The sequence below is a fragment of the Actinacidiphila polyblastidii genome, assembly GCF_036353415.1.
GTDB classification, from domain to species: domain Bacteria; phylum Actinomycetota; class Actinomycetes; order Streptomycetales; family Streptomycetaceae; genus Actinacidiphila; species Actinacidiphila polyblastidii.
This window is the reverse complement of sequence record NZ_JAZEWV010000038.1, coordinates 19,768-42,934: the sequence shown is the minus strand read 5'-3', so window position 1 is coordinate 42,934 and position 23,167 is coordinate 19,768. Positions and strand designations below refer to the sequence as shown.

Below are 23,167 nucleotides of genomic sequence, written 5' to 3'. Positions count from 1 at the left end.
GGGCGGAGCGCACTGCGGACCGTCGGCCGCGTGCTCGCGGTGTGGGCGGTCTCCTCCGGGACGCTGGCCCTGCTGGCGTGGTTGCTGCCGGACTTCAGGATCGAGTCGCCGCAGGGCGGCAGCCTCACCCAGATCGCGGTGACCGCGGCCGTCGGCGCGGGTGCCTTCGGGGTGCTCAGCGCCCTGGTCTGGCCGCTCATCGTCCGCGCGCTCCTGCTGGTGCCGGCGCTGGTGCTGGGCGCGCTGGTGTTCTTCCTCAACGGCTCGGTGCTGCTGGTGGCCTTCCGCGTCACGCCGGGCGGCCCCGGCGGGGTGGCGCCGGCCACCGCCGTCGTGATCGCCGCGGTGATGTCGGCGGCGTCCTCGGCCACCAGCACGGCGCTGGCGGTGCGGGACGACGCCGCGTACGGACGCAGGCTCGCGCGGCTGGCCGGGCGCCGCGCCCAGCACGCCGGTGAACTCCCGCCGCCGGACGGCCCCGGCACCGTCTTCCTGCAGCTCGACGGCGTCGGCCACGACGTGCTGCGCGACGCGCTGACCGGCTCGCCGCCCACCATGCCGACGCTCGCCGGCTGGCTCGGCGCCACCCACCGGCTCACCGCGTGGCGGACCGACTGGAGCAGCCAGACCGGCGCCAGCCAGCTGGCGATCCTGCACGGCAGCAACCACGACGTGCCGGCCTTCCGCTGGTACGAGAAGGACACCGGGCAGTTCATGGTCTGCAACCGGCCCTCCAGCGCGGCCGAGCTGGAGCGCCGCGCGGTCGCCCGCACCGGTTCGCCGGGACTGCTCGCCGACGACGGCGCGTCCCGCGGCAACCTCTTCAGCGGCGGCGCCGAGCAGTCCGCGCTGGTGATGTCGGTCGCGGTCCGCGCCGGGACCTTCAGCCGCTCCCGCACCGGCTACTTCGCGTACTTCTCCGATCCGGCGAACGCGGTGCGCACCGCCTGGTCGTTCACCGCCGAGGTGTGCCGGGAGATCGTCCAGTCCACCGCGTCGCGGCTGCGCGGCGACCGGCCGCGGATCAAGCGCGGCGGGCTGTACCCGATGCTGCGGGCGTTCGCCACCGTCGTCGAGCGGGACGTGGCGGTGGCCGCGGTGGTCGGCGACATGCTCGCGGGCCGCCGGGTGGTCTACGCGGACCTGGTCGCCTACGACGAGGTCGCGCACCACTCCGGTCCGCACAGCCGCGACGCGCGCAAGGTGCTGGCGCGGCTGGACCGCTCGGTGCGGCTGGTCGCGGACGCCGCGCGCCACGCCCCGCGGCCGTACCGGATCGTGCTGCTCTCCGATCACGGGCAGAGCGGCGGCGAGACGTTCGAGGGTGCCTACGGCACGACGCTGCGCGACCTGGTGCGGGAAGGCTGCGAGCTGGCCGGCGGCGCCCCCGCCCGCGGCCGGAGGCGTGCGGCCAGGCGGCGCGGCGGGGCGGAGGCCCGGGCGGCGGCGCGGTCCGCGCTGCGCAGGCCCGAGCGCGGGCGCCGCGCGGAGGAGCAGGAGCGCGAGGGGCCGCCGTCCGAGCCGATCGTGCTCGCTTCGGGCAACCTCGGCCTGGTCGCCTTCCCCGACATCGAGGGCCGGGCGACGCTGGAGGAGGTGGAGCGGCGCTGCCCGCGGTTGCTGCCCACCCTCACCTCCCATCCGGGGGTGGGCTTCGTGCTGGTCCGCGGCGAACGCGGGCCGCTGGTCCTCGGGCCGGACGGCGGCACCCACGAGCTGGCGTCGGGCCTGGTCACCGGGCCGGACCCGCTGGCCCCCTTCGGACCCGGCGCGGTGGACGCGGTGCTGCGGGCCGACGCCTTCCGGCACACCGCCGACCTGATGATCAACTCGACGGTCCACCCGCTCACCGGCGCGGTGCACGCCTTCGAGGAGCAGGCCGGCTCGCACGGCGGCCTCGGCGGCCCGCAGTCCCGGCCCTTCCTGCTCGCACCGGTCGAACTGCCGCTGCGGGACGAGCCGTTGGTGGGCGCGGAGGCGCTGCACACGCTCTTCCGCGAGTGGCTCGCGCCGGCCCGCCGGGTCGCGTCCTGCCCGGCGCCGGCGGTGCCCGCGCCCTCGACGCCGCCGGCGGCGGCCGCCGCGCCACCGGTCGCCGTGACGCCCGCCGCACGCGAATCGTCAACCACGGGTTGACGCAGGCTCATCGTCAACCTACGGTTGACGGTATGACCCGTCACCCCGTCCGGCTGGACGACCTCATCGACTACGTCAAGCAGCAGCACCCCGAGAGCGACCCGCTCCAGGACCTGGAGCACGCGGTGACCGTCGCCGGCCACCTCGGAGACGTCGCCGACCACCTCATCGGCCACTTCGTCGACCAGGCCCGCCGCGCCGGCGCGTCCTGGACCGACATCGGCCAGCACATGGGCGTCAGCAAGCAGGCCGCCCAGAAGCGCTTCGTGCCCAGGGTCCCCGAGGACCTCGACCTCGACGTCGCGGCGCACTTCAGCCGCTTCACCCCGCGCGCCCGCAAGGCCGTGGAGGCGGCGCAGGAGGAGGCGCGCACAGCGCTGCACGGCGCCATCGAACCCGAGCACCTGGTGCTCGGCCTGCTCGGCCAGGAGCAGACGATGGCCTACCGCGTCCTCACCGAAGCAGGCCCCGGAGCCGACGCGGTGCGGGCCGCGGTGGCCACCCGGGGCGACCGGAAGAAGCCGCTCGACGGCCACCTGCCGATCAGCGCCGCCTCCAAGAAGACCTTCCAGCTGGTGCTGCGCGAGGCGCTGCGGCTCGGCCACAACTACATCGGCACCGAGCACATCCTGCTCGGCGTCCTCAGCGACGACCAGGACCGCTGCGCGGTGGCGCTCACCGCGCTCGGCGTCACCCACCGGGCGACCGAGGAGTGGCTGCTCGCCGAACTCGCCCGCATCAGCGGGTAGCCGCCCGGCGGCGGCCCCGGCCTGTTCCGGCCGGCCCCGGCTCAGGCGTCCTTGCGCAGCGCCAGCAGCCGGTACACCGGATCGGCGCGCGGCACGTCCGGGTCCGGCAGCAGCGACAACTCCCGTACCAGCGTGTCCGACTGCCCGTCGTCCAGGGTCAGCGCGGAGGCGAAGTAGCCGCGCGCCACGTCCTGCGCCAGCCGGGCCGGCGTGCGGCCCTGGCCGTGCCCGGTGAAGCGCGCCTCGCCGGCCCGGCGCAGCCCGTGCTCCGAGGCCACCGCCAGCACCCGCGCCGCCGTGTCGTGCGCCCGCCGCACCCGGTGCGGCGCGAGCAGCCGGTCGACGTCGCTGTCCACGTCGTGGCCCATGTCCTTGTCCACCGTCGTGACGAACACCCCGCCCGGCCGCAGCACCCGGGCGCACTCGGCGACCACCTCGGGTGCGTCCGGCAGCAGGTGCAGCAGCCACACCGCGCTCACCGCGTCCAGCGACGCGTCGGCGAACGGCAGCCTTCTGCTGTCGCCGAGCACCAGCGCCGGGCCCATGCGCCGCGCCGCCACCCTGGCCATGCCCGGGGACGCGTCGACGCCGTAGACCCGCAGTCCCGGCCGCGTCAGCAACTCGCTGACCAGGCCGGTGCCGCAGCCCACGTCCAGCAGGGTGGCGGCCCTCTCCGGCACCAGCGCGAGCACCGCACGCGCCGCCGACCTCGCCCGCGGCACACCCCCGCGCGTCGCGTCGTAGCGCGCCGCCTCCGTGTCGTAGTCCAGCATGTGGAACATGCTAGGGGCCCCGGGTGAACGGCAGTTCACCCAGCACCTTGCATCGCGGTTACGCGTGGGACGCGGCCGGCGTCAGCCGAAGGCGTCCGGATCGGGGCCCAGCCGGGCACCGTCGGCCAGCCCGGCCAGCTCCGCGAGGTCCTGCCCGTCCAGCTCGAAGCCGAACACGTCGGCGTTCTCCCGGATGCGCGCGGGCGTCACCGACTTGGGGATCACCACGTTGCCCAGCCCCAGATGCCACCGCAGCACCACCTGTGCGGGGGTGCGGCCGTGGCGCGCCGCGATCTTGCCGATCACGGGGCTGTCCAGCAGACCCTTGCCCTGGCCCAGCGGCGACCACGCCTCCGTGGCGATGCCGTGCTCGGCGTGCAGCGCGCGCAGTTCGGCCTGCACCAGTCGCGGGTGCAGCTCGATCTGGTTCACCGCCGGCACCAGGCCGGAGGTCTCGAACAGCCGCCGCAGGTGCGCGGGCTGGAAGTTGGAGACGCCCACCGCGCGGGCCCGCCCCTCGGCCGCGATCCGCTCGAAGGCGCGCCAGGTCTGCGTATACGCATCGCGCCGCGGCTGCGGCCAGTGGATCAGGTACAGGTCCACGTACTCCAGGCGCAGCTTGGCCAGCGAGGTGTCCAGGGCGCGCAGCGCCGAGTCGTGGCCCTGGTCGTCGTTCCACAGCTTGGTGGTGACGAAGACGTCCTCGCGGGCCAGCCCCGAGGCGGCCAGCGCCTTCCCGGTGCCCTTCTCGTTGCCGTAGGCGGACGCGGTGTCGATGCTGCGGTACCCGGCCTCCAGCGCGGTCGAGACCGCCCGTCGCGCCTCGCGGTCGGGCACCTGCCAGACGCCGAAGCCCAGCCGGGGCATCTCCACACCGTTGTTGAGGGTGATCGTCGGGACCTTGCTCACGTGCGGTCGATCCTTACGTCGTCGGTCGTGACGGCGACGTACAACCCGCCCGCCCGCAGGCGCATTCCCGGGGCGGGGGCGCACAGGTGCGCGATAGCCTCGCAGCGCCCGCCCGAAGCCGCGCCGAGCGGCGCGCGGCGGGCGGCGAACAGGCGGCCCGCGGCGGGCAGGCGGCCGCCTGCGGGGAACGCACGAGGGGAGCGGGGCCGATGGCGGGCCGGGAGGACAGGGGCAGCGCGGCAGGCGCGGCCGCCGGGCGAAGCGGCCGCGGCCGCGGCGGCGGCGACCTGGAGCTGCGGCCCTTCCCCGAGATCGGCGCGGCCGATCCGGCCGCCCAGCGCGAGGCGCTGGCCCGGCTGCGCGCCTGGGCCGAGCAGAACGCCGAGGACGCCATCGGCTGGTACCTGCGCGACAAGCGCCGCAAGCGCGTCGGCTCCCGGCTGCTGCAGAGCCTGGCCATCGTCTTCGCGGTGGCCGGCACCGCCGTCCCGCTGGGCACCGCCGCGGCCGGCGGCTCCGGGCAGGGCTGGGGGTACGTGCTGCTCGCGGTGGCGGCCGGCTGCAAGGCGTTCGACCACTTCTTCGGGCTGTCCTCCGCCTGGATGCGGGACGTCGGCGTCGCGCACGCCCTGCGCGGCGAGCTGAACGCGGTGCGCCTGGAGTGGGCGGGCGACGTGCTGCGCGCCGGTCCCGCCGGGTCCGCCGGCTCTGACGGCCCGCTCGCCCCCGGCGAACTGGAGCGCCAGCTGGCCCTGGTCGCCCGGCTGACGGACGCGGTCGCCGGCCGGATCGAGGCGGAGACGTCCGACTGGCAGACCGAGTTCCGCGCGAACACCCGGCAGCTCCACGAAGGCGGCGCGCTGCCCGGCCAGGACCGGCCGGCCACGCCGGTGTGACCCGTGGCGGTCGGGGCGCGCTCAGGCCCGGTCGGGCCGGTCGGGCCCCGCTCAGGCCCGGTACAGCGCGTCGACCTCGGCCGCGTAGACCGTCTCGATCACCCGCCGCTTCAGCTTCAGCGACGGGGTGAGCGTCCCGCGCTCCTCGGAGAACTGCGCGGCCAGTATCCGGAAGGTGCGGATCGACTCGGCCTGCGAGACCAGCGTGTTGGCGGCGGCCACCGCCCGCCGGATCTCCAGCTCCAGCTCCGAGTCGTGCACCAGCTCCGACGGCGGCATGTCCGGCTTGCCGCGCATCGTCAGCCAGTGGGTGACCGCCTCCGGGTCCAGGGTGATCAGCGCGGCGACGAACGGCCGGTTGTTGCCGACCGCGACGCACTGCGCGACCAGCGGGTGCGCCCGCACCTTCTCCTCCAGCGCCACCGGCGAGACGCTCTTGCCGCCGCTGGTCACCAGGATCTCCTTCTTCCGCCCGGTGATGGTCAGATAGCCGTCCTCGTCGAGCGAGCCGATGTCGCCGGTGGCCAGCCAGCCCTCGCGGAGCACCTCGTCGGTGGCCTTCTCGTTGTTGAGGTAGCCGTGGAAGATCTGGCCGCCGCGCAGCCATATCTCGCCGTCCTCCCCGATCAGCACGGTGGTGCCCGGCACCGGCAGGCCGACGGTGCCGAACCGCGTCTGCTCCGGCGGGTTGGCGGTGGCGGCCGCGGTCGACTCGGTGAGGCCGTAGCCCTCGTAGATCGTCACTCCGGCGCCGGAGAAGAACAGGCCGAGGCGGCGCTCCATCGCGGAACCGCCGGAGATGCCGTGCCGCACCCGGCCGCCCAGCGCCTCGCGCACCTTGCTGTAGACCAGCTTGTCGTACAGCTGGTGCTGCATCCGCAGGCCCGTGCCGGGGCCGGGACCGGTGCCGAACGCCCTGGCCTCCATGGCCTCCGCGTGCCGCACCGCGACGTCCACCGCCTTGTCGAAGACGCCCAGCTTGCCGCCCGCCTCGGCCTTGCGGCGGGCCGCCTGGAAGACCTTCTCGAAGACGTACGGCACGGCCAGCACGAACGTCGGCCGGAAGGTCGCGAGGTCCGGGATGACGTCGGCGGCCGCCATGCTCGGCTGGTGGCCGAGCCGGATGCGGTGCCGGACGCAGGCCACCTCGACCATCCGGCCGAAGACGTGCGCCAGCGGCAGGAAGAGCAGGGTCGACGGCTCCTCGCCGGGCTTGTTGGCGAACACCGGCTCCCAGCGGGCCACCACGTTGTCGGTCTCGGCCATGAAGTTGGCGTGGCTGAGGACGCAGCCCTTCGGCCGGCCGGTGGTGCCCGAGGTGTAGATGACGGTGGCCGGCGCGTCCGGGGTGACCGCCAGCCGGTGCCGCTCCACCACGTCGTCGCCGATCAGCCGGCCGGCCTCGGTCAGCTCGCCGACGCAGTCCGCGTCCAGCTGCCACAGCCGGGTCAGCAGCGGCAGCTCGTCCACGGCCGCGCCGATGGTCATCGCGTGGTCCTCGTGCTCCACGATCGCGGCCACCGCGTCCGAGTCGTGCAGCATCCAGCGCACCTGGTCGGAGGAGGACGTCGGGTACACCGGCACGGACTGGGCGCCGATCGCCCACAGCGCGAAGTCGAAGAGCGTCCACTCGTAGCGGGTGCGGGACATGATCGCGACCCGGTCGCCGAACCTGACGCCCTCCGCGAGCAGGCCCTTGGCCACCGCGACGACCTCGTCGCGGAACTGCGCCGCGGTGATCTCCAGCCAGCCGCCCCGGCCGTCCGCACGCCCCAGCACCACCTGGTCCGGGCTCTGCTCGGCGTTGCCGAAGACGGCATCCGCCAAGCCACCCGCCTGAGGCGTGGTGACCAGTGGTGGGACGGTGAACTGGCGCAAGAGGTGTGCTCCTAGGACCGCGCGGTGCGGGCCCGTAAGCTATCCGATTCCCCGGGCCGGGCGGGAGGGCCGCGACCAGGACCGCGCAAACGGGCATATGCGCTGGTCGGGCCGTACGCAGCGGGCCCGCCGGGGCTGCCGGAAGGGTCCTGGGGACGCCCCGCACACCGGTGAGGGGAGGGGATCTCCACCAAATCTGCTCCGGCCGGTCACGGTCGCTCCACCCTCTCCCGCCCCACCTGCACGTTTGTTCCCATCCGCCACGGCGTCGAACGGGTTTCCGGAACCCCGGACCCGGCTCCGTCGCGGGCCGGGAGACCGCGGAAGACAGCGCGGGAACAGAGCGGAGAGAGCGTGGCGCGATGAGCGAGAGCGCACCGCGATCCGCAAGGCCGAGGACCTGCCGGACGACGTGGGGCACCGGCCCGGCGTACCGTCCGGCACCAGCCTGTACCGGCTGCTCGCGCACCTCACGGCGGTCGAGCCGAACTGGTTCGTCCGGGCCTACGAGGGCCGCGACGTCCCCCGGTGGGACGGCGCGTCCGCGCCCGGCCCCGGCGCGACCGGCGCCCAGCTCGTCGCCGCCTACCGCGACGCCGTGGCCCGGGCCGACGCGGTGGCCGCCGCCTGCGACGACCTTTAGCGGCCGGGCGCCCGCTCGCTGCGCGAGACCGCGCCGCCGACGCTGCGCCGGGTGCTGGTCCACATGATCGAGGAGACCGGCCGGCAGGCCGGCCACGCGGACATCATCCGCGAGCCGCACGACGGGGCGGTCGGCCGCTGAGCCGCGCCGCGGGCCTCCGGCCGCGGGTCAACCCCGCAGCGCCGCCACCAGCAGCACCGCCGCCGACCAGGACGTGAAGAGCCCGTGGGCGAACAGCTCCCGGCCGCGGTCGCCCAGCCGCAGCCGGCGGGCCGGTACCCGCCCGGCCCGGGTCAGCGAGTCCAACTGCTCGACGCCGGGACCGAACCGGGTCAGCGCGGCGAGCCCCGACGGCGCCACCTCCAGCATCAGCAGGGCGGTGAGGACGGCGCTCAGGGCGGACGCGCAACGGCTCCCGGGATCGCGCGGGCGCAGTGGCGGCAGGGCAGGGCGTCAGTGTGCCGGTTCTGCCGCCAGGGCGATACGGGCCTCCCCCGCGTACACGTTCATCGAGGCGCCGCGGAGGAAGCCGACGAGGGTCAGGCCGGTCTCGGCGGCGAGGTCGACGGCGAGCGAGGACGGCGCCGACACCGCCGCGAGGACGGGGATGCCGGCCATCACGGCCTTCTGGGCGAGTTCGAAGGACGCCCGGCCGGAGACCATCAGGATCCGGTCGTCGAGGGGGAGTCGCCCGTCCCGCAGCGCCCGCCCGACGAGCTTGTCGACCGCGTTGTGCCGGCCGACGTCCTCGCGCAGGTCGAGGAGCCGGCCGCCGGCGTCGAAGAGCGCGGCGGCGTGCAGGCCGCCGGTGCGGTCGAAGACGGCCTGCCCGGCGCGCAGCCGGTCGGGGAGCGAGGCCAGCAGCTCCGGCGTCACCCGGGTGCGGGCGGGGTCGGGAGGCGCGAAGCGCGCGGTCGTCCTGACCGCGTCGAGGCTCGCCTTGCCGCACAGGCCGCACGAGGACGTGGTGTAGACGTTGCGTTCGAGGGTGATGTCGGGGACGGCGACGCCGGGCGCGAGGCGCACGTCGACGATGTTGTACGTGTTCGCGCCGTCGGCGGTGGCGCCGGCGCAGTACACGACGTTGGCGACGTCGTCGGCGGCGGCCAGCACGCCCTCGCTGACCAGGAAGCCGGTCGCCAGCGCGAAGTCGTCGCCGGGGGTGCGCATGGTGATCGCCAGCGGTCTGCCGTTGAGGCGGATCTCCAGCGGCTCCTCGGCGACCAGCGTGTCCGCGCGGTGCGAGACCGCCCCGTCCCTGATCCGCAGCACCCGGCGGCGCTCGGTGACCCGTCCCATGCCCATCAGCTCCGCATCCGCCTCGACGACCGCCCCGCGGCGGCCTCCGCCGCCGCGCGCCCCCGCCCTCCGCGGTGGGGCGCAGGTGTCCGCCACCTGGTCGTCCCCGACCCGCTGTGTGCAGCGTGTCATAGGGTGAGACCGGCAGCGCAGGCGAGCACCACGACCTCCCAGGATGGCAGAGCGAGATGAACGACCAGCCGACCGCCGAAAGGACCCTGGTGGGCGACGAGGAGGCACTGGCCAGACTCCGGGCGCTGCGCGGCAGTATCGACAATCTCGACGCGGCCCTGGTGCACCTGCTGGCCGAGCGCTTCAAGTGCACCCAGCAGGTCGGCGAGTTGAAGGCCGCGCACGACCTGCCCCCGGCGGACCCGGCCCGCGAGGCGGACCAGATCGCCCGGCTGCGCCGGCTGGCCGCCGACGCGAAGCTGGACCCGGCGTTCGCGGAGAAGTTCCTCAACTTCATCATCGGCGAGGTGGTGCGCCACCACCGGGCGATCGCCGCGAAGCAGGACGGCGCCGCCGGCTCCTGAGCGGGCCCCGCCTCCAGGCCCCCGGCCCGCGGGGCCGTACGGGTCGTCGTGCGGTACGTCCGTACGGGTCGTCCGTGCGGGCCGTACGAGTCAACCCGGGGCCGCGAGCCCGTCGGGGCGGAACTCCGGGGTGCGCCGCCGCGTTGGACCGGTCGTCCGCACGACGCACAGTGATCACCCGCCGACACGGAGCGACCCATGAGGCTCACCATCGTCGCGGCCACCGGAGGGGTGGGCCGGCACCTGCTCGACCAGGCGATCGCCGACGGCCACGACGTGACCGCGGTGGTCAGGAATCCCGCGAAGCTCGACCGCGAGGTGCGGTCGGTGACCGCAGACCTGTCCGCCCCCGACCCCGCCGCACTGCGGGCCGCCGTGCAGGACGCGGACGCGGTGCTCTCCGCGTTCGGCCCGCACGGCGTCTCCGACGCCGGGGTCACCGCCCCCGGGACCCGCGCCCTGGTCGAGGCGATGCGGGCGTCCGGCGTCCGGCGCATCGTCGCGGTGAGCGCCGCTCCGGTGTCCACCACCCCCTCGGCGGGCCGCCCGCACCCGCCGCGGCACGACCCCGGCGAGGGGCCGCTGATGCGCAGGTTCGGCACGCCGATCGGCCGCCGCGTGCTCGGCCGGGTCTTCGCCGACCTGGCGGCGATGGAGGACGTGCTCCGTGAGAGCGGCCTGGACTGGACCGTGGTCCGGCCGCCGCGCCTCACCGACAAGCCGGTCAGCGGCGCCTACCGCACGGCGCTCGGCCGCAACCTGCGCGGCGGCACCGCCGTGGCCCGCGCCGACGTCGCCCACTACATGCTCCGCGCGCTGGCCGACCCGGCCACGATCGGCCAGGCCGTCGGCATCGCCGACTAGGCGCGTCGGCGCCCGATCGGAGGCTCCGGAGCCGCCCGGAACGCAGGTGAGGAGCACGGCCAAACCTTGGTATCGTGGTTCCTGTCACCACGACCTCGCAGGTCGCGGCGGCACACCCGGTCCGGGTGGCGGAATGGCAGACGCGCTAGCTTGAGGTGCTAGTGCCCTTTATCGGGCGTGGGGGTTCAAGTCCCCCCTCGGACACATGGAGAGACGTCCACGAGGACGTCCGGTAGGACCCACGCATGGGGATCGAGCGCTTCATCGGCCTTCACCCTGCGCCTGGGCGCACCAGGCCGGCGTGCGGTCGAGGGTGCTGACGGTCCCCGGGAGCGCTGCCTCAGCCGCGGTTGCCTGACCCCGCCTCAGCCCCCCTCAGGGGGCCGACCGTCGGCGGAAGGCCGGCGCTGCCGGCCGGGAGGGAAAACCGCTGGGGGTGGCGCGCGCCGCGGAGGAGACTCGGGGGATGAGCGCGAAGATCACCCGGATCAATCCGGCGGAGCTGCACCAGACACCCGGCTACCACCACGTCACCATCGTGGAGGCGGGCCGGACCGCCCATCTGGCCGGCCAGTGCCCGCTGGACGCCGCCGGGCAGCTGGTGGGGGAGGGCGACCACGTGGCACAGGCCGGGCAGGTCGCGGCGAACGCGCTGACCGCTCTCGCGGCGGCCGGAGCCGCACCCCAGGACGTGGTGCGGTCGGTGATCTACGTGGTGAGCGACGAGCGGCCGGTGCTGGCCGCGGTGTGGGCCGCGCTGAACGCCTCCCCGCTCGGCCCGGCCTTCAGCACCGCGAGCACCCTGCTCGGCGTGGCCCAGCTCGGCTTCACCGGCCAGCTGGTGGAACTGGACCTCACCGCGGCTCTCACCGGGCCGGCCGCGTGATCGCCGAAGGTCTGTCGGCGATCGAGGTGGACGGCCGGCCGGCCACCGTCGAGGCGCTCGCCCCCGCGCTCGCCGGATACGGGCACTTCTCCGCGATGCAGGTCCGCGACGGCAGGACCCGCGGCCTGCGGTTCCACCTGGAGCGGCTGGACGGCGCGACCCGTGAGCTGTTCGGCGCGGGCCTCGACGCCGGACGGGTCCGCTCGCTGGTGCGGCACGCCCTGGCGTCGGCCGCCCAGCGCGACGGCTCGGTGCGGATCAACGTCTTCCAGCCGGTCGAGGCGCCGGGCAGCCCGGTGCGCGTGCTGGTCACGGTACGGCCGCCGGGCGGACTGCGAGCGGCGCCGTACCGGGTGCGCTCGGTGCTTTACCAGCGTCCCGCGGCGCACCTCAAGCACGTCGGGGGCTTCGGCCAGGGCTGGTTCGGCCGCCGCGTCGCCGCCGACGGGTACGACGAGGCGCTGCTGACCGGCCCGGCGGGCGAGGTCGCCGAGGGCGCCGTCACGAACGTCGGCTTCCTGGACGGCGACACCGTCGTCTGGCCGACCGCGCCCCACCTGCGCGGCATCACCCTGCAGGTGCTGGAGGAACGGCTCCACGCGGCGGGCGTACGCCAGGAACGCCGCCCCGTGACGCTCAGCGAGGCGGTGCGCTACGACGGCGCCTTCCTCACCAACTCCCGCGGCACCGCCGTGATCCGGGAGATCGACGGCACGCCGATGCCCACCGGCTCCCCGCTGCTGGCCACGATCGCGGAGGCGTACGCGTCCGCGCCGTGGGACGAGATCTGAGCCCACGCCGGCCGGGGCACGCCGACCGGCTCACCGCGGCCGCGCGTCAGCCGCGATCGGTGGCCGGACCCGAGCCCGGGCCGTACGGCGTTCCGCGAGGTCGCCGCCCCCGGGGCCGGCCGCCGACCGCGGCCACCGCGGCCGCCCCCGCCGCGCAGCCCGCGGCGAGCGCGGCCGGCAGGTCCGCGCCGGACAGCCGGGCCGCCAGCAGACCGCCGGTGAAGGCGTCGCCCGCGCCGGTCGAGTCCACCGGCCGCACCCGCGGCGACCGGGCACGGGCGACGAGGCGGCCGTCCCGGGCCGCCACCGCGCCCGCCGCGCCGAGCGTCACCACGACGGTGGTGCCCGGCAGGAGCGCGCTCAACTCCGCTGCCACGTCGACCGGTTCGGCCGCAGAGTTCGGGTCGGCCGCGGTGTCCGGGTCGGTCCCGGGGCCCGCGGCGGGGGCGCGGCCCCCGCCGCACAGCAGCGCGGCCTCCGCCGCGTTCGGCAGCAGCAGCTCCGCGCCGGCCACCGCGTCGAGGAAGCGCGCGACCCCCGAGCGCCGCAGGAATCCGGCGGAGGCCGGGTCGACGCTCACCGGGACGCCCCGCGCGCGGGCCGCCTTCTGGACGACCGCGGCGAGATCGCGGCCGGGCGCGGAGAAGTACAGGTAGCCGGAGAGATGGACGTGCCCGGTGCCGTCCAGCAGCGACTCGTCCCAGTCCTGCGGGCCGAGCCGCAGCGCCGCCCCGGAGTCCGTCACGAGCGTGCGCTCGGCGGCCGCGTCGACCAGGGCGATCACGACGGCCGTCGGCGTGTCCGGGTCGACCCGCAGCACCGGTTCCACCCCCGAGCGTTCCAGCTCCGCGCGGTGCCAGGCGGCGGCGTCCGCGCCGGCCTTCGCCAGCAGCCGGGCCCTGATCCCGCCGCTGCGCACCGCCCAGCACGCCGCGTTGGCGCCCGCCCCGCCCGGCAGCAACTCGATCTCGGCCGCGGTGTCGGTGTCGGGGGCGAGCGGTTCCCGGTGCCGGGCCACCACGTCCGTGACCACGTCGCCCACCACCAGCAGGGCGGGCCCTCTCCCGCGCACCGGGCCGGCGGCACCGGCACCGGCTCCGCCACCGGGGTCCGTGGCCCCGGGCCGGCGGGGAGCGCCGGTCACCTGGTGCGGTCCGCCCAGCCGGCGGCGATCGCGGCGGCGAGCGCGACGTTGCCGCGGACCGCCGCGAGGTTGGCCTCCAGGGAGGCGCCGTCGGTGTGCTCGGTCAGGTAGGCGAGCAGGAACGGGGTGATCGCCTGCCCGCTCACCCCCTCGCGGTCGGCAGCCGCGAGCGCCTCGGCCAGCACCCGGTCGTGCAGCCCGGGGTCGAGCTGGCGCTCGGGCGCCACCGGATTGGCGACGACCAGCGCCGACTCCTGGCCGCCGAGCGCGTCCTGCGCCGCCATCACGGCGGCGACCTCGGCGGCGGCGTGCACCGTCCAGTCCACCGGCTCGCCGGAGTCGGTGAGGTAGAACCCGGGGAAGCGGTCGGTCCGGTAGCCGATCACCCCGACGCCGAGGGTCTCCAGCCGCTGCAGCGTGGCGGGCACGTCCAGGATGGACTTCACCCCCGCGCACACCACCGTGATCCGGGTCCTGGCCAGCAGCGCCAGGTCCGCCGACTCGTCCTGGACCGAGGTCCAGCCGCGGTGCACCCCGCCCAGCCCGCCCGTGCCGAAGACCCGGATGCCGGCGCGGGCGGCGAGGAAGGCGGTGCCGGACACGGTGGTCGCCCCGCTCGCACCGGCGGCGAGCGCCGGGGCGAGGTCGCGAAAACCCAGCTTGCGCAGCTCCCGGTCCGCCGCGACGCGCTCCACCTGGTCCTTGTCCAGGCCGATCCGCGGCACGCCGTCGAGGACCGCGATCGTCGCGGGCACCGCCCCGGCGTCCCGCACGATCTGCTCCAGCTCCCTGGCGACCTTCAGGTTGCGTGGCCGGGGCAGCCCGTGGGCGATGATCGTCGACTCCAGGGCCACCACCGGGGCGCGCCGGGCGAGGGCGTCGGCGACCTCGTCCGACAGGGCGGGCGCGGACACCGCGCGGACCGATCCTTCAGTGCTCATGGCCCTTACCTGGCACGCGCGACCCGCCGCCAAACCTCGGCCCGCGCCCGCGGCCGCCGGGCCGCCCGAGGGACCGGCCGGCGGCCCCGGGCGGCGTGGGCCCCTCAGACCTCCTCCTCGCCCACCTGCCGGAGCACGCCGTCCTCGATCCGCAGCCACCGGGTGATGCCCAGCCCCCGCAGGAACGGCAGGTCGTGCCCCGCCACCACCAGCGCGCCCCGGTACGACGCCAGCGCCGTGGTGAGCCGGCGCACCGACGCCATGTCGAGGTTGTTGGTCGGCTCGTCGAGCATCAGCAGCTGCGGCGCCGGCTCCGCGAGCATCAGGGCGGCCAGGGTGGCCCGGAACCGTTCCCCGCCGGACAGCGACCCGGCGAGCCGGTCCGCCCGCGAGCCCCGGAAGAGGAAGCGGGCCAGCCGGGCCCGTACCGCGTTGTCGGTCGCGAAGGGTGCGAGGAGCGCCACGTTGCCCGCCACCGACAGGTCCGGATCGAGCACGTCGAGCCGCTGCGGCAGGAAGCGGACCGGGACGTGGACCAGGAGCGAGCCCGCGGCCGGCGCGATCTCCCCGGAGATCGTGCGCAGCAGCGTCGTCTTGCCGGCGCCGTTGCCGCCGACCAGCGCGATCCGTTCCGCGCCGCGCACCTCCAGCACCACCCGGGCGCCGTTCCGCAGCTCCAGATCGTGCAGTGTCAGGACCTCCCGGCCGGCCGGCACCGCGGTGTGCGGCAGGTCGATCCTGATCTCGTCGTCGTCCCTGACCGCGAGCACCGCCTCGTCCAGCCGCTCCCTGGCCGCCGCGAGCCGGTCGGAGTGCAGCCTGCGGTGCTTGCCCGCCGAGACCTGGGCCTGCCGCTTGCGTTCGTTCATCACGGCCCTCGGCTCGCGCTTGGTGTCGTACATCTTCTGCCCGTACCGCACCCGGCGCGCCAACTTCTCCTGCGCTTCGGCCAGTTCCCGCTTCTGCCGCTTCATGTCGGCCTCGGCTGCCCGCATCGTCCGCTCGGCCGCGTCCTGTTCGACGGCCAGCGCCTGCTCGTACGCCGTCAGGTTGCCGCCGTATCCGTGCACCTCGCCGCCGCGCAGGTCGGCGATCTGGTCGACGTGCTCCCGCAGTTCGCGGTCGTGGCTGACCACGACCAGCAGGCCGCGCCACGCCTGGACCGCCGCGTACAGGCCGCGGCGCGCGCGCAGGTCGAGGTTGTTCGTCGGCTCGTCGAGCAGCAGCACGGCCGGGCGGCGCAGCAGCAGGGCGGCCAGCCGCAGCAGCACCGCCTCGCCGCCGGAGACGTCGCCGACGGTGCGGTCGAGACCGATCCGCCGCAGGCCGAGGCCGTCGAGGGTGGCGCGGGCGCGCTCCTCCACGTCCCAGTCGTCGCCGACCGCGGCGAAGTGCTCGGCCGCCGTGTCGCCGGTCTCGATGGCGTGCAGCGCGGCGCGGGCCGCATCGATGCCGAGGGCCTGGTCGACCCGCAGCGAGGTGTCCAGCGGGACGTCCTGCGGCAGGTAGCCGATCTCGCCGGTCACCCTGGCGGAGCCGGACAGCGGTGTGAGCCGGCCCGCGATCAGCTTCAGCAGGGTGGACTTCCCGGCCCCGTTGAGCCCGATCAGGCCGGTGCGGCCGGGTGCCGCGACCCACTGGAGCTCCTCGAACACGCCGGTGCCGTCCGGCCAGGCGAAGGTGAGGCGCGAGCAGGTGAGAGAGGGGGCGGAAGGTGCGGTGGATGACATGAGGACTCCCGGTCGCTGGGCTCGGTCAGGGCGACGGATCGGGACTCCGGTGCGCGCGGGCACAGCGGCGGGCGGCGCGTGGGGATGCGAGGAGGGCCGGGAGCCGGTCGAGCGGGACCGCGCGCGGGTGACCGGCGTCCGAAGGTGCGGGGGACGCCGGCGGGTACGGCCCGCGGCGGCGGGCGGCGTACGGTCACGCGCGGATCGGGCTGGGGCGGCTGCTCGTGCCAGAGGTCGCACACACGCGCCGCGCCGGGGCGTCATCGACGACGCGCCGCGCGGGCAACGGTGACCCGGGACCTCACACGTACAACGGCCTGCTCCTGTTCTGACGGCGACGACGACCGCGGCCGACGATAGGCGCCGCCGCGGACCCCCGCAAAGCCTTTTCCCGCAGGGCACGCACCGCATACACGGCACGCACGGCGCACACGCGCACCCGGGCGCCCGGTCCCCGGGCCGCCCGCGGGAGGCGATTTGGCGTCCAGGCGAACAACCCGTAAGGTGGTGTTCACCGACGCGGGGTGGAGCAGCTCGGTAGCTCGCTGGGCTCATAACCCAGAGGTCGCAGGTTCAAATCCTGTCCCCGCTACTGATCACGAAAGCCCGGCACTGTGTGCCGGGCCTTTGTGCGTGCGCCCTGTCCCTGGTGGGCGGCGCATCTCTGCGGCGGACCTCAGCGGCGGCCGCGGGTGCGGCGGCCGGACGGGCGGGGGTCCTTCTCCACCGGCCGGTACGGCGGGACGGAGCGGCCCGGCTGGTAGTGGGCGCCCTGCCGGATGCGGCGCACCACCAGCAGCGCGTCGACGAGCGCCAGCGCGCCGATCGCGGCGACCACCGCGGCCCAGCCCGGATAGCCGGCGAGGGCGAACCCCACCGCGGCGGCAGCGCCCCACACCACCCCGCAGATGGCCAGGCCCAGCCGCAGCCGCAGCGGACTGCGGGCCTGAACGGGTTCTGATCCGGTCCTGTGCGGTGTCGGAGCCATCGCGTCATCTCCCTCCCTTCCAGCATCCTCCTTCGTGTTCCGTCCGCGAAGCCGCAGGCCCCGGCGCGAAGCCTCCCCCCCAGGCCCCCGCCCGGAGCCCCCGCCGGAAGCGCCCGCCCGAGGCCTGCGGGAAAACCACAGGCGAGGGGTCGGCCACGTCGCGTAGGGTGCCACCCCATGGCCTTGATCATCCGCGACTACTCCGCCGAGGACGCCGACGCCGTCGCGGCCCTGCTCCACGAGGTGCTGCCCTACCTGGTGACCACCCCACCCGGCGTGCACGCGCAGGTGACCGCGGCGCCCGCCCGCCAGCGGTACCGCGCCCTGCTCGCCGAGGAGGACGGCCGGCTGGTCGGGTGCGCCCGCGTCGGGCTGTTCGCCGACTCCTCCGACGCCGGCCTCGGCTTCGCCAACCTCAACGTGGTCCGCTCCGCACGCGGCCGCGGCGTCGGCAGCGCGCTGCTGGCCGCCGCCGAGGCACACCTCGCCTCGATCGGCGCCCGCACCGCCTACTGCTACGCCGAGGACGCGCCCGCCGCCCACCGCTTCGCCGCCCGCTACGGCTACCGGCGCGGCCGCTCCTCGCGGTTCCTGCGCCTGGACCTCGGCGCGGAACTGCCCGCCGTGCCCGAGCCCGCGGCCGGTACGGGCACCGTACGGCTGCTGCCCGCCGCGCACTGGACGGACGATCCCCGGCCGCTCTACGAAGCCGACCTGGAGAGCTTCCAGGACGAGCCGAGCGACGTGGCGTCGGACTCCCTCAGCTACGAGGACTGGCGCCGCATCACCTGGGACCGCCCGGAGTTCGATGCCGCGCTGACCACCGTCGCCGAGGTCGACGGCCAGGTGGCCGCCCTGGTCATCGCGCACACCGACGGCGGCGCCCGCTACTTCTCCGCCGGCACCGGCACCCGCAGGGCCTTCCGCGGCCGCGGTCTCGCCAAGGCCGCCAAGGCGCACTCGCTGCACCTGGCCCGCGCCGCCGGCTACCGCACGGCCTTCACCGGCAACGACGACGGCAACGCCCCGATGCTGGCCGTCAACCGGTGGCTCGGCTACCGGACCTGCGCGACGGAGGTGCGGTACTTCCGCGACCTCGCCGACGGTGACACCGCCGACCGCGACAGCACCGACGGCGACAGCACCGGCACGGCCGGCTCCGAGCCGGCCGTCACCGCATCGGACTGACCTCCCCGGGTCCCGGCGCGCCGGCCGGCCGCAGCGCGGCGTCCAGCACACGGGACCACTGCCGGACGACGCCCGCCCGGCGCGCCGAGTCGTCGCTCAGCAGGTTCGCCAGGCCGAGCCCGCGTGCCATGTCCAGCAGCCCCTGCACGGTCTCCCGGACGCCCGGCAGCGACTCGTCCACGCCCAGGAACTCCACCGCCAGCCGGTGCGCCTCCCGCCCGATCCGCCCCTCGAGCGCGCCGACCAGCGGGCGCAGCGCCGGCTCGTCGGCGGCCGCCACCCACAGATGCAGCGCGGCCCTGAACAGCGGCCCGGTGTGCACGGCGACCAGCAGGTCGACGACCGCGTACGTCCGGTCGGGGCCGTCGCGGGGCAGTGCGGCGGCCCGCTCGCGGACCGCGACCATCCACTGCTCCGCCACGTGCGCGATGGCGGCGGTGAACAGCTCCTCCCGGGTGCGGAAGTGGTGCTGCGCGGCGCCCCTGGACACGCCCGCGCGCGTGCACACCACCGCCACCGTGCTGCCCGACCAGCCGTGCTCGGCCAGGCAGGCGAGCGCCGCCTCCAGGATGCGCTGCCGGGTGGCCCGGCTGCGGTCCTGTTTCGGGCTGCGGGCCTGCTGGGGGCTGCGGTGCTGCCTCCCGGTCGGGTCCTGCCGGGGGCCGCCCTCCGTCACAACGCCCATGGCGGGTCCCGCCTCTCCAGCAGCGCCCTGACGCCCTGCGCGGCCTCCTGCGAGGCGAACAGCCGGGCGCTCTGCCGGGTGCGGTCCGCGGAGTCGGCGGCCAGGCGCGAGAGGAAGCGCTCGGTGGTCAGCTTCTTGGACTCCGCGAGTCCCTGCGGGGAGGACGCCCGCAGGCCGGCGAGGATGCCCTCCTCCGCCTCGGCCCGCGCGGTGACCAGGCCGAGGCGGACCGCCTCCGCGGTGTCGAACGGCTCGCCGGTCAGTATCCAGCGGGCGGCGGCCCGCTGGTCCGCCCTGGCCAGCACGGGAATCGACGCCACGGAGGGCGCGAGGCCGAGGCGCACCTCGGAGAAGGCGAAGGTGGCGGCGGCGCCGGCCACCGATATGTCGCACGCCGCGAGCAGCCCGAGACCACCGGCCCTGACGTGTCCCTCGACCCGCGCCACCACCGGCTTGGGCAGCTCGGCCAGTTGCCGCATCAGGTCCACCAGCAGCGCCGGCCCCCGGTGGACGCCGTCCGCCTTGAGGTCCGCCCCGGCGCAGAAGGTGGAGCCGGTGTGGGTGAGCAGCACCGCCCGCACCGCCTCGTCCCGCGCCGCCTCCCGCAGCGCGCCGGTCAGTTCGGCGATGAGCGCGGCGGACAGCGCGTTGCGGTTGTGGGGCGAGTCGAGGGTGAGGACGGCGATGCCCCGGTCGGTCTCCCGGCGCACCAGGGGCGCGGTGGTGGTCACGGCGGCATTACTCCTTCTCCGAAAGGGTCCGGGCGGCTGCCAGGACGGGCCCTGGGTCAGTACGACTTGGGCAGGCCGAGGGTGTGGTGCGACACGTAGTTGAGGATCATCTCGCGGCTGACCGGGGCTATCCTGCCGACCCGGGAGGCCGTCAGCAGCGACGCCAGACCGTACTCCGTGGTCAGGCCGTTGCCGCCGAGGGTGTGCACGGCCTGGTCCACGGCCTTGGCGCCCGCCTCGGCCGCGGCGTACTTGGCCATGTTGGCGGCCTCGCCCGCGCCCATGTCGTCGCCCGCGTCGTAGAGGTACGCCGCCTTCTGCATCATCAGCCGGGCGAGTTCCAGCTCGATGTGGGCCTGCGCCAGGGGGTGTGCGATCGCCTGGTGGGCGCCGATCGGCTGCTTCCAGACCTGTCGGGTGCGGGCGTACTCCACCGCGGTGTCCAGGGCGTAGCGGCCCATGCCGATGGAGAAGGCGGCGGTCATGATGCGCTCCGGGTTGAGGCCGGCGAACAGCTGGAGCAGCCCCGCGTCCTCGTCGCCGACCAGGGCCGCGGCGGGCAGCGCCACGTCGTCGAGGAAGAGCTGGAACTGCTTCTCCGGCGCGGACAGCTCCATGTCGATCCGGCGGAACTCGAAGCCCGGCGTCTCGCGCTCCACGATGAACAGGCACGGCTTCAGCTTGCCGGTGCGGGCGTCCTCGGTCCTGCCGACGATCAGGGTGGCGTCCGCGATGTCCACCCCGGAGACGAACACCTTGCGGCCGGTGAGCAGCCAGCCGCCGGTCGCCGGGTCGCGGCGCGCGGTGGTGGTGATGCGGTGCGAGTTGGAGCCCGCGTCGGGCTCGGTGATGCCGAAGGCCATCCGCAGCGATCCGTCCGCGAGGCCGGGCAGCCAGCGCTGCTTCTGCTCCTCGGTGCCGAACCGGGCGATCACCGTGCCGCAGATCGCGGGCGAGACGATGAGGAGCAGCAGCGGGCACCCCGCCGCCCCCAGCTCCTCCAGGACGAGGGCGAGTTCGGCGAGGCCGCCGCCACCGCCGCCGTACTCCTCGGGGAGGTTCACCCCCAGGTAGCCGAGCCGGCCGGCCTCCTGCCACAGCTCGTCGGTGTGCTTGCCCCCGCGGACGGTCTCGGTGAAGTAGCCGCGGCCGTACCGGCGGGCGAGGTCGCCCACCGCGGAGCGCAGCGCGCGCCGCTCCTGGGTCTCCAGCAGTGCGCTGTCGAAGGTGCTGTGGACGGTGCTCATGGCCCTGTTTCCTCCTTGACGACGGCGAGTACGGCGCCGAGTTCGACCTGGCGGCCCACCTCGGCGGTGAGGTCGGTGAGCGTCCCCGCGGCGGGCGCGGCGATCACGTGTTCCATCTTCATCGCTTCGAGCCAGAGCAGCGGCTGCCCGCGCTCCACCCGGTCGCCGGGCGCGAGTTCACCTATCCGGATGACGGTGCCGGGCATCGGCGCACGCAGCGAGCCGGGCGCCGCCCGCTCGCCCGGCTCGGTGAAGCGCGGCAGCGCGGTCAGCGCGGTGCACACGAAAGGCGAGTCGACGAACACCCGTTCGGCGTAGGCGGCGACGTCGAACGTGCGTCTCACGCCTGCCACGTCGAGCACCACGCGGTCCGGGTCGGCGCTCACCAGCGCGGTGTCCTCGAAGCCCGCCGCGGTCAGCTCGCCGCCGCGGCCGAGCCGGTAGCGGATCTCGTGGGTGCGCCCGCCCGGCTCGGCGCGGAAACGCTTCAGCTGCGGCTGGGACGGAAGGTTGCGCCACCCGCCGATCCGCACCGGCACCGGCCCCCGCGCGGTGCGGCCCGCGGCGTCCGCGAGCGCTGCCGCCAGCGCGGCCAGCCGCTCGCCGGCCGCCTCCGGGCCACTCGCGTCCGTCACCGCGACCCCGCCGGGCCCGGTCGGTGCGGGCGGCGCCGCTGCCGGCGGCCCGATCCCCAGCTGCGCCGCGTGCCGTTGCAGGAACCCCGTGTCCAGCCGCGCCGCGGCGAACTCCGGGTGGCGCAGCGCCCGCACCAGCAGGTCGCGGTTGGTGGCCGGGCCGTGCAGCCGGGTGCGGGCCAGCGCGTGCGCGAGCCGCCGCAGCGCCTCGGCGCGGGTCGGCGCCCAGGCGACCACCTTCGCCAGCATCGGGTCGTAGCGCACGCCCACCACGTCGCCGGGGGCCACGCCCGGGTCCAGCCGCAGCCCCGACTCGCGGCCGGGCAGCGGACCGAACTCCACGTCCACGCCCGGCACGTCGAACCGGTGCACGGGACCGGCCTGCGGCTGCCAGTCGCGCGCCGGATCCTCCGCGTACAGGCGCGCCTCGACCGCGTGGCCGCGGATCGCGGGCGGCCGCGGCGGCAGCGCCGCGCCCTCCGCGATCTTGAGCTGCCAGGCCACCAGGTCCAGTCCGGTGACGCACTCGGTGACCGGATGCTCCACCTGCAGCCGGGTGTTCATCTCCAGGAAGTACGGCCGGCCGTCCCGCGCGACCAGGAACTCCACCGTGCCGGCGCCCCGGTACCCGATCGAACGGGCCGCCCTCGCCGCCGCCTCGTGCAGGGTCGCCCGCACCGCGCCGGGCAGGCCGGGGGCCGGCGTCTCCTCGATCACCTTCTGGTGGCGCCGCTGGAGCGAGCAGTCCCGCTCGCCGAGCACCCACACGGTGCCGTGCGCGTCGGCCAGCACCTGCACCTCGACGTGCCGCGCGCCCTCCGCGTACGGTTCGAGGAAGACCTCGCCGTCCGCGAAGGCGCTCGCCGCCTCCGCCGCGGCCGCCGCCAACTCCGCATCGAGCGCGGCCAGTTCCCGTACCACCCGCATGCCGCGCCCGCCGCCGCCCGCGGCGGCCTTGACCAGCAGCGGCAGGTCGGCGGCCGTGACCTCGGCCGGGTCGAGCGCGCCGAACACCGGGACGCCTGCGGCGGCCATCAGCTCCTTCGCCCGGGTCTTGGAGCCCATCGCCTCGACCGCGGCGGCCGGCGGACCGATCCACACCAGCCCGGCGGCCTCGACGGCCCGCGCGAACGGCGCGCTCTCGGAGAGGAATCCGTACCCGGGGTGCACCGCGTCGGCGCCCGCGGCGAGGGCCGCGGCGACGATCAGATCGCCGCGCAGGTAGGTGTCGGCCGGCGCGTCCCCCGGCAGCCGCACCGCGGCGTCCGCGGCCCGGACGTGCGCGGCGCGGGCGTCGGGGTCGGCGTACACCGCCACGGTGGCGATGCCCAGATCGCGGCAGCTGCGGAAGACCCGGCGGGCGATCTCACCCCGGTTGGCCACCAGCACCGACCCGATCGGCCGAGGCGCGCCGGCCGCCTCCGCGTCCGCCGATGCCGGGCCGGCGGCCCGGTCGTCCACCGGGTCCGCGCCGTGCGCCGCCGGTGGGCCGGAATCCTGTCGATCATCCATCAGGTG

21 protein-coding genes, 2 tRNA genes and 1 pseudogene are annotated in these 23,167 nt (G+C 75.7%); 11 read left to right on the top strand and 13 right to left on the bottom strand.

All coding sequences use genetic code 11. The annotated features are described in order from the left end of the window. Positions 1 to 39 precede the first annotated feature (39 nt). Both V2S66_RS29235 and V2S66_RS29230 read left to right on the top strand, forming a co-directional pair. Positions 40 to 2,136, top strand: a complete 2,097-nt coding sequence (locus V2S66_RS29235; protein WP_413966514.1) for a phage holin family protein — start codon at positions 40 to 42, stop codon at positions 2,134 to 2,136. 32 nt (positions 2,137 to 2,168) lie between these two features. Beyond that, positions 2,169 to 2,885 carry a Clp protease N-terminal domain-containing protein gene (locus V2S66_RS29230; RefSeq protein ID WP_330799739.1) on the top strand — a complete coding sequence of 239 codons (717 nt, stop codon included), beginning with the start codon at positions 2,169 to 2,171 and terminating at the stop codon, positions 2,883 to 2,885. A gap of 41 nt (positions 2,886 to 2,926) precedes the next feature. Here V2S66_RS29230 and V2S66_RS29225 read toward each other — a convergent pair whose 3' ends face one another. Both V2S66_RS29225 and V2S66_RS29220 read right to left on the bottom strand, forming a co-directional pair. After that, positions 2,927 to 3,658 (bottom strand): class I SAM-dependent methyltransferase, encoded by a 732-nt coding sequence (locus tag V2S66_RS29225; RefSeq protein WP_330799738.1) that lies wholly within the window; start codon positions 3,656 to 3,658, stop codon positions 2,927 to 2,929. Between the two features lie 81 nt (positions 3,659 to 3,739). Then, a complete protein-coding gene (locus V2S66_RS29220) occupies positions 3,740 to 4,567 on the bottom strand; it encodes an aldo/keto reductase (RefSeq protein WP_330799737.1) in 828 nt (275 codons plus the stop codon). 209 nt (positions 4,568 to 4,776) lie between these two features. On the opposite strand from V2S66_RS29220, the gene V2S66_RS29215 reads away from it, so the two are divergent. Continuing rightward, entirely contained in the window at positions 4,777 to 5,463 is a 687-nt protein-coding gene (locus tag V2S66_RS29215) for an SLATT domain-containing protein (protein WP_330799736.1), read from the top strand. Positions 5,464 to 5,514: 51 nt separating this feature from the next. Here V2S66_RS29215 and V2S66_RS29210 read toward each other — a convergent pair whose 3' ends face one another. After that, a complete protein-coding gene (locus tag V2S66_RS29210; protein WP_330799735.1) occupies positions 5,515 to 7,341 on the bottom strand; it encodes an AMP-dependent synthetase/ligase in 1,827 nt (608 codons plus the stop codon). Positions 7,342 to 7,438: 97 nt separating this feature from the next. On the opposite strand from V2S66_RS29210, the pseudogene V2S66_RS29205 reads away from it, so the two are divergent. After that, positions 7,439 to 8,125, top strand: a pseudogene (locus V2S66_RS29205) (mycothiol transferase). 27 nt (positions 8,126 to 8,152) lie between these two features. Here the strand turns inward: V2S66_RS29205 and V2S66_RS29200 are convergent. Both V2S66_RS29200 and fdhD read right to left on the bottom strand, forming a co-directional pair. After that, positions 8,153 to 8,353: a hypothetical protein gene (locus V2S66_RS29200; RefSeq protein ID WP_330799734.1), complete on the bottom strand. Its 201-nt coding sequence runs from the start codon at positions 8,351 to 8,353 to the stop codon at positions 8,153 to 8,155. A gap of 84 nt (positions 8,354 to 8,437) precedes the next feature. Further along, positions 8,438 to 9,283, bottom strand: coding sequence for a formate dehydrogenase accessory sulfurtransferase FdhD (gene fdhD / locus V2S66_RS29195; RefSeq protein WP_330799733.1), 846 nt, complete (start codon positions 9,281 to 9,283; stop codon positions 8,438 to 8,440). Between the two features lie 188 nt (positions 9,284 to 9,471). Here fdhD and V2S66_RS29190 point away from each other — a divergent pair, with 188 nt between their 5' ends. The 5 genes from V2S66_RS29190 to V2S66_RS29170 all read left to right on the top strand — a co-directional run bounded on the left by V2S66_RS29190 (position 9,472) and on the right by V2S66_RS29170 (position 12,360). After that, on the top strand, positions 9,472 to 9,819 hold the full coding sequence (locus V2S66_RS29190) for a chorismate mutase (RefSeq protein ID WP_330799732.1): 348 nt from the start codon (positions 9,472 to 9,474) through the stop codon (positions 9,817 to 9,819). Between the two features lie 198 nt (positions 9,820 to 10,017). Next, on the top strand, positions 10,018 to 10,683 hold the full coding sequence (locus V2S66_RS29185) for an NAD(P)-dependent oxidoreductase (protein ID WP_330799731.1): 666 nt from the start codon (positions 10,018 to 10,020) through the stop codon (positions 10,681 to 10,683). 119 nt (positions 10,684 to 10,802) lie between these two features. After that, positions 10,803 to 10,887: transfer RNA gene (locus V2S66_RS29180), tRNA-Leu, on the top strand. Between the two features lie 262 nt (positions 10,888 to 11,149). After that, entirely contained in the window at positions 11,150 to 11,569 is a 420-nt protein-coding gene (locus tag V2S66_RS29175) for a RidA family protein (RefSeq protein WP_330799730.1), read from the top strand. Continuing rightward, a complete protein-coding gene (locus V2S66_RS29170; protein WP_330799729.1) occupies positions 11,566 to 12,360 on the top strand; it encodes an aminotransferase class IV in 795 nt (264 codons plus the stop codon). The genes V2S66_RS29175 and V2S66_RS29170 overlap by 4 nt, the downstream gene beginning before the upstream one ends. Positions 12,361 to 12,406: 46 nt before the next feature. On the opposite strand, the gene V2S66_RS29165 is transcribed toward V2S66_RS29170, so the two are convergent. The 3 genes from V2S66_RS29165 to V2S66_RS29155 all read right to left on the bottom strand — a co-directional run bounded on the left by V2S66_RS29165 (position 12,407) and on the right by V2S66_RS29155 (position 16,175). Next, positions 12,407 to 13,432, bottom strand: a complete 1,026-nt coding sequence (locus tag V2S66_RS29165) for a carbohydrate kinase family protein (protein ID WP_330799728.1) — start codon at positions 13,430 to 13,432, stop codon at positions 12,407 to 12,409. A 68-nt stretch (positions 13,433 to 13,500) separates the two neighbouring features. Beyond that, complete coding sequence (locus V2S66_RS29160; RefSeq protein ID WP_330799727.1) at positions 13,501 to 14,445, bottom strand: pseudouridine-5'-phosphate glycosidase; 945 nt, start codon at positions 14,443 to 14,445, stop codon at positions 13,501 to 13,503. 104 nt (positions 14,446 to 14,549) lie between these two features. Beyond that, entirely contained in the window at positions 14,550 to 16,175 is a 1,626-nt protein-coding gene (locus tag V2S66_RS29155) for an ABC-F family ATP-binding cassette domain-containing protein (RefSeq protein ID WP_330799726.1), read from the bottom strand. Between the two features lie 518 nt (positions 16,176 to 16,693). Here V2S66_RS29155 and V2S66_RS29150 point away from each other — a divergent pair. Then, positions 16,694 to 16,767, top strand: a tRNA-Met gene (locus tag V2S66_RS29150). An 84-nt stretch (positions 16,768 to 16,851) separates the two neighbouring features. Here the strand turns inward: V2S66_RS29150 and V2S66_RS29145 are convergent. After that, positions 16,852 to 17,163, bottom strand: a complete 312-nt coding sequence (locus V2S66_RS29145; protein WP_330799725.1) for a DUF6343 family protein — start codon at positions 17,161 to 17,163, stop codon at positions 16,852 to 16,854. 177 nt (positions 17,164 to 17,340) lie between these two features. On the opposite strand from V2S66_RS29145, the gene V2S66_RS29140 reads away from it, so the two are divergent. Continuing rightward, positions 17,341 to 18,351: a GNAT family N-acetyltransferase gene (locus tag V2S66_RS29140; RefSeq protein ID WP_330799724.1), complete on the top strand. Its 1,011-nt coding sequence runs from the start codon at positions 17,341 to 17,343 to the stop codon at positions 18,349 to 18,351. Here the strand turns inward: V2S66_RS29140 and V2S66_RS29135 are convergent. From V2S66_RS29135 to V2S66_RS29120, 4 genes are read right to left on the bottom strand one after another with little or no spacing between them, the layout of a single operon-like run. After that, complete coding sequence (locus V2S66_RS29135; RefSeq protein ID WP_330799723.1) at positions 18,335 to 19,036, bottom strand: TetR/AcrR family transcriptional regulator; 702 nt, start codon at positions 19,034 to 19,036, stop codon at positions 18,335 to 18,337. The two genes, V2S66_RS29140 and V2S66_RS29135, sit on opposite strands and share 17 nt — an antisense overlap. Continuing rightward, on the bottom strand, positions 19,024 to 19,767 hold the full coding sequence (locus V2S66_RS29130; protein ID WP_330799722.1) for an enoyl-CoA hydratase family protein: 744 nt from the start codon (positions 19,765 to 19,767) through the stop codon (positions 19,024 to 19,026). Before V2S66_RS29130 ends, V2S66_RS29135 begins: the two co-directional genes overlap by 13 nt. Before the next feature lie 56 nt (positions 19,768 to 19,823). Then, a complete protein-coding gene (locus V2S66_RS29125; protein WP_330799721.1) occupies positions 19,824 to 21,014 on the bottom strand; it encodes an acyl-CoA dehydrogenase family protein in 1,191 nt (396 codons plus the stop codon). Then, entirely contained in the window at positions 21,011 to 23,161 is a 2,151-nt protein-coding gene (locus V2S66_RS29120) for an ATP-binding protein (protein WP_330799720.1), read from the bottom strand. Before V2S66_RS29120 ends, V2S66_RS29125 begins: the two co-directional genes overlap by 4 nt. Positions 23,162 to 23,167 lie beyond the last annotated feature (6 nt).

Bases quoted from the DNA above. Each gene is read 5' to 3' on its own strand.
- V2S66_RS29215 (WP_330799736.1), top strand. From the start codon at position 4,777: ATGGCGGGCCGGGAGGACAGGGGCAGCGCGGCAGGCGCGGCCGCCGGG.
- V2S66_RS29135 (WP_330799723.1), bottom strand. From the start codon at position 19,036: ATGGGCGTTGTGACGGAGGGCGGCCCCCGGCAGGACCCGACCGGGAGG.
- V2S66_RS29145 (WP_330799725.1), bottom strand. From the start codon at position 17,163: ATGGCTCCGACACCGCACAGGACCGGATCAGAACCCGTTCAGGCCCGC.
- V2S66_RS29175 (WP_330799730.1), top strand. From the start codon at position 11,150: ATGAGCGCGAAGATCACCCGGATCAATCCGGCGGAGCTGCACCAGACA.
- V2S66_RS29225 (WP_330799738.1), bottom strand. From the start codon at position 3,658: ATGCTGGACTACGACACGGAGGCGGCGCGCTACGACGCGACGCGCGGG.
- V2S66_RS29160 (WP_330799727.1), bottom strand. From the start codon at position 14,445: ATGAGCACTGAAGGATCGGTCCGCGCGGTGTCCGCGCCCGCCCTGTCG.
- fdhD (WP_330799733.1), bottom strand. From the start codon at position 9,283: ATGGGACGGGTCACCGAGCGCCGCCGGGTGCTGCGGATCAGGGACGGG.
- V2S66_RS29125 (WP_330799721.1), bottom strand. From the start codon at position 21,014: ATGAGCACCGTCCACAGCACCTTCGACAGCGCACTGCTGGAGACCCAG.
- V2S66_RS29155 (WP_330799726.1), bottom strand. From the start codon at position 16,175: ATGTCATCCACCGCACCTTCCGCCCCCTCTCTCACCTGCTCGCGCCTC.
- V2S66_RS29120 (WP_330799720.1), bottom strand. From the start codon at position 23,161: ATGGATGATCGACAGGATTCCGGCCCACCGGCGGCGCACGGCGCGGAC.
- V2S66_RS29190 (WP_330799732.1), top strand. From the start codon at position 9,472: ATGAACGACCAGCCGACCGCCGAAAGGACCCTGGTGGGCGACGAGGAG.
- V2S66_RS29185 (WP_330799731.1), top strand. From the start codon at position 10,018: ATGAGGCTCACCATCGTCGCGGCCACCGGAGGGGTGGGCCGGCACCTG.
- V2S66_RS29200 (WP_330799734.1), bottom strand. From the start codon at position 8,353: ATGCTGGAGGTGGCGCCGTCGGGGCTCGCCGCGCTGACCCGGTTCGGT.
- V2S66_RS29140 (WP_330799724.1), top strand. From the start codon at position 17,341: ATGGCCTTGATCATCCGCGACTACTCCGCCGAGGACGCCGACGCCGTC.
- V2S66_RS29230 (WP_330799739.1), top strand. From the start codon at position 2,169: ATGACCCGTCACCCCGTCCGGCTGGACGACCTCATCGACTACGTCAAG.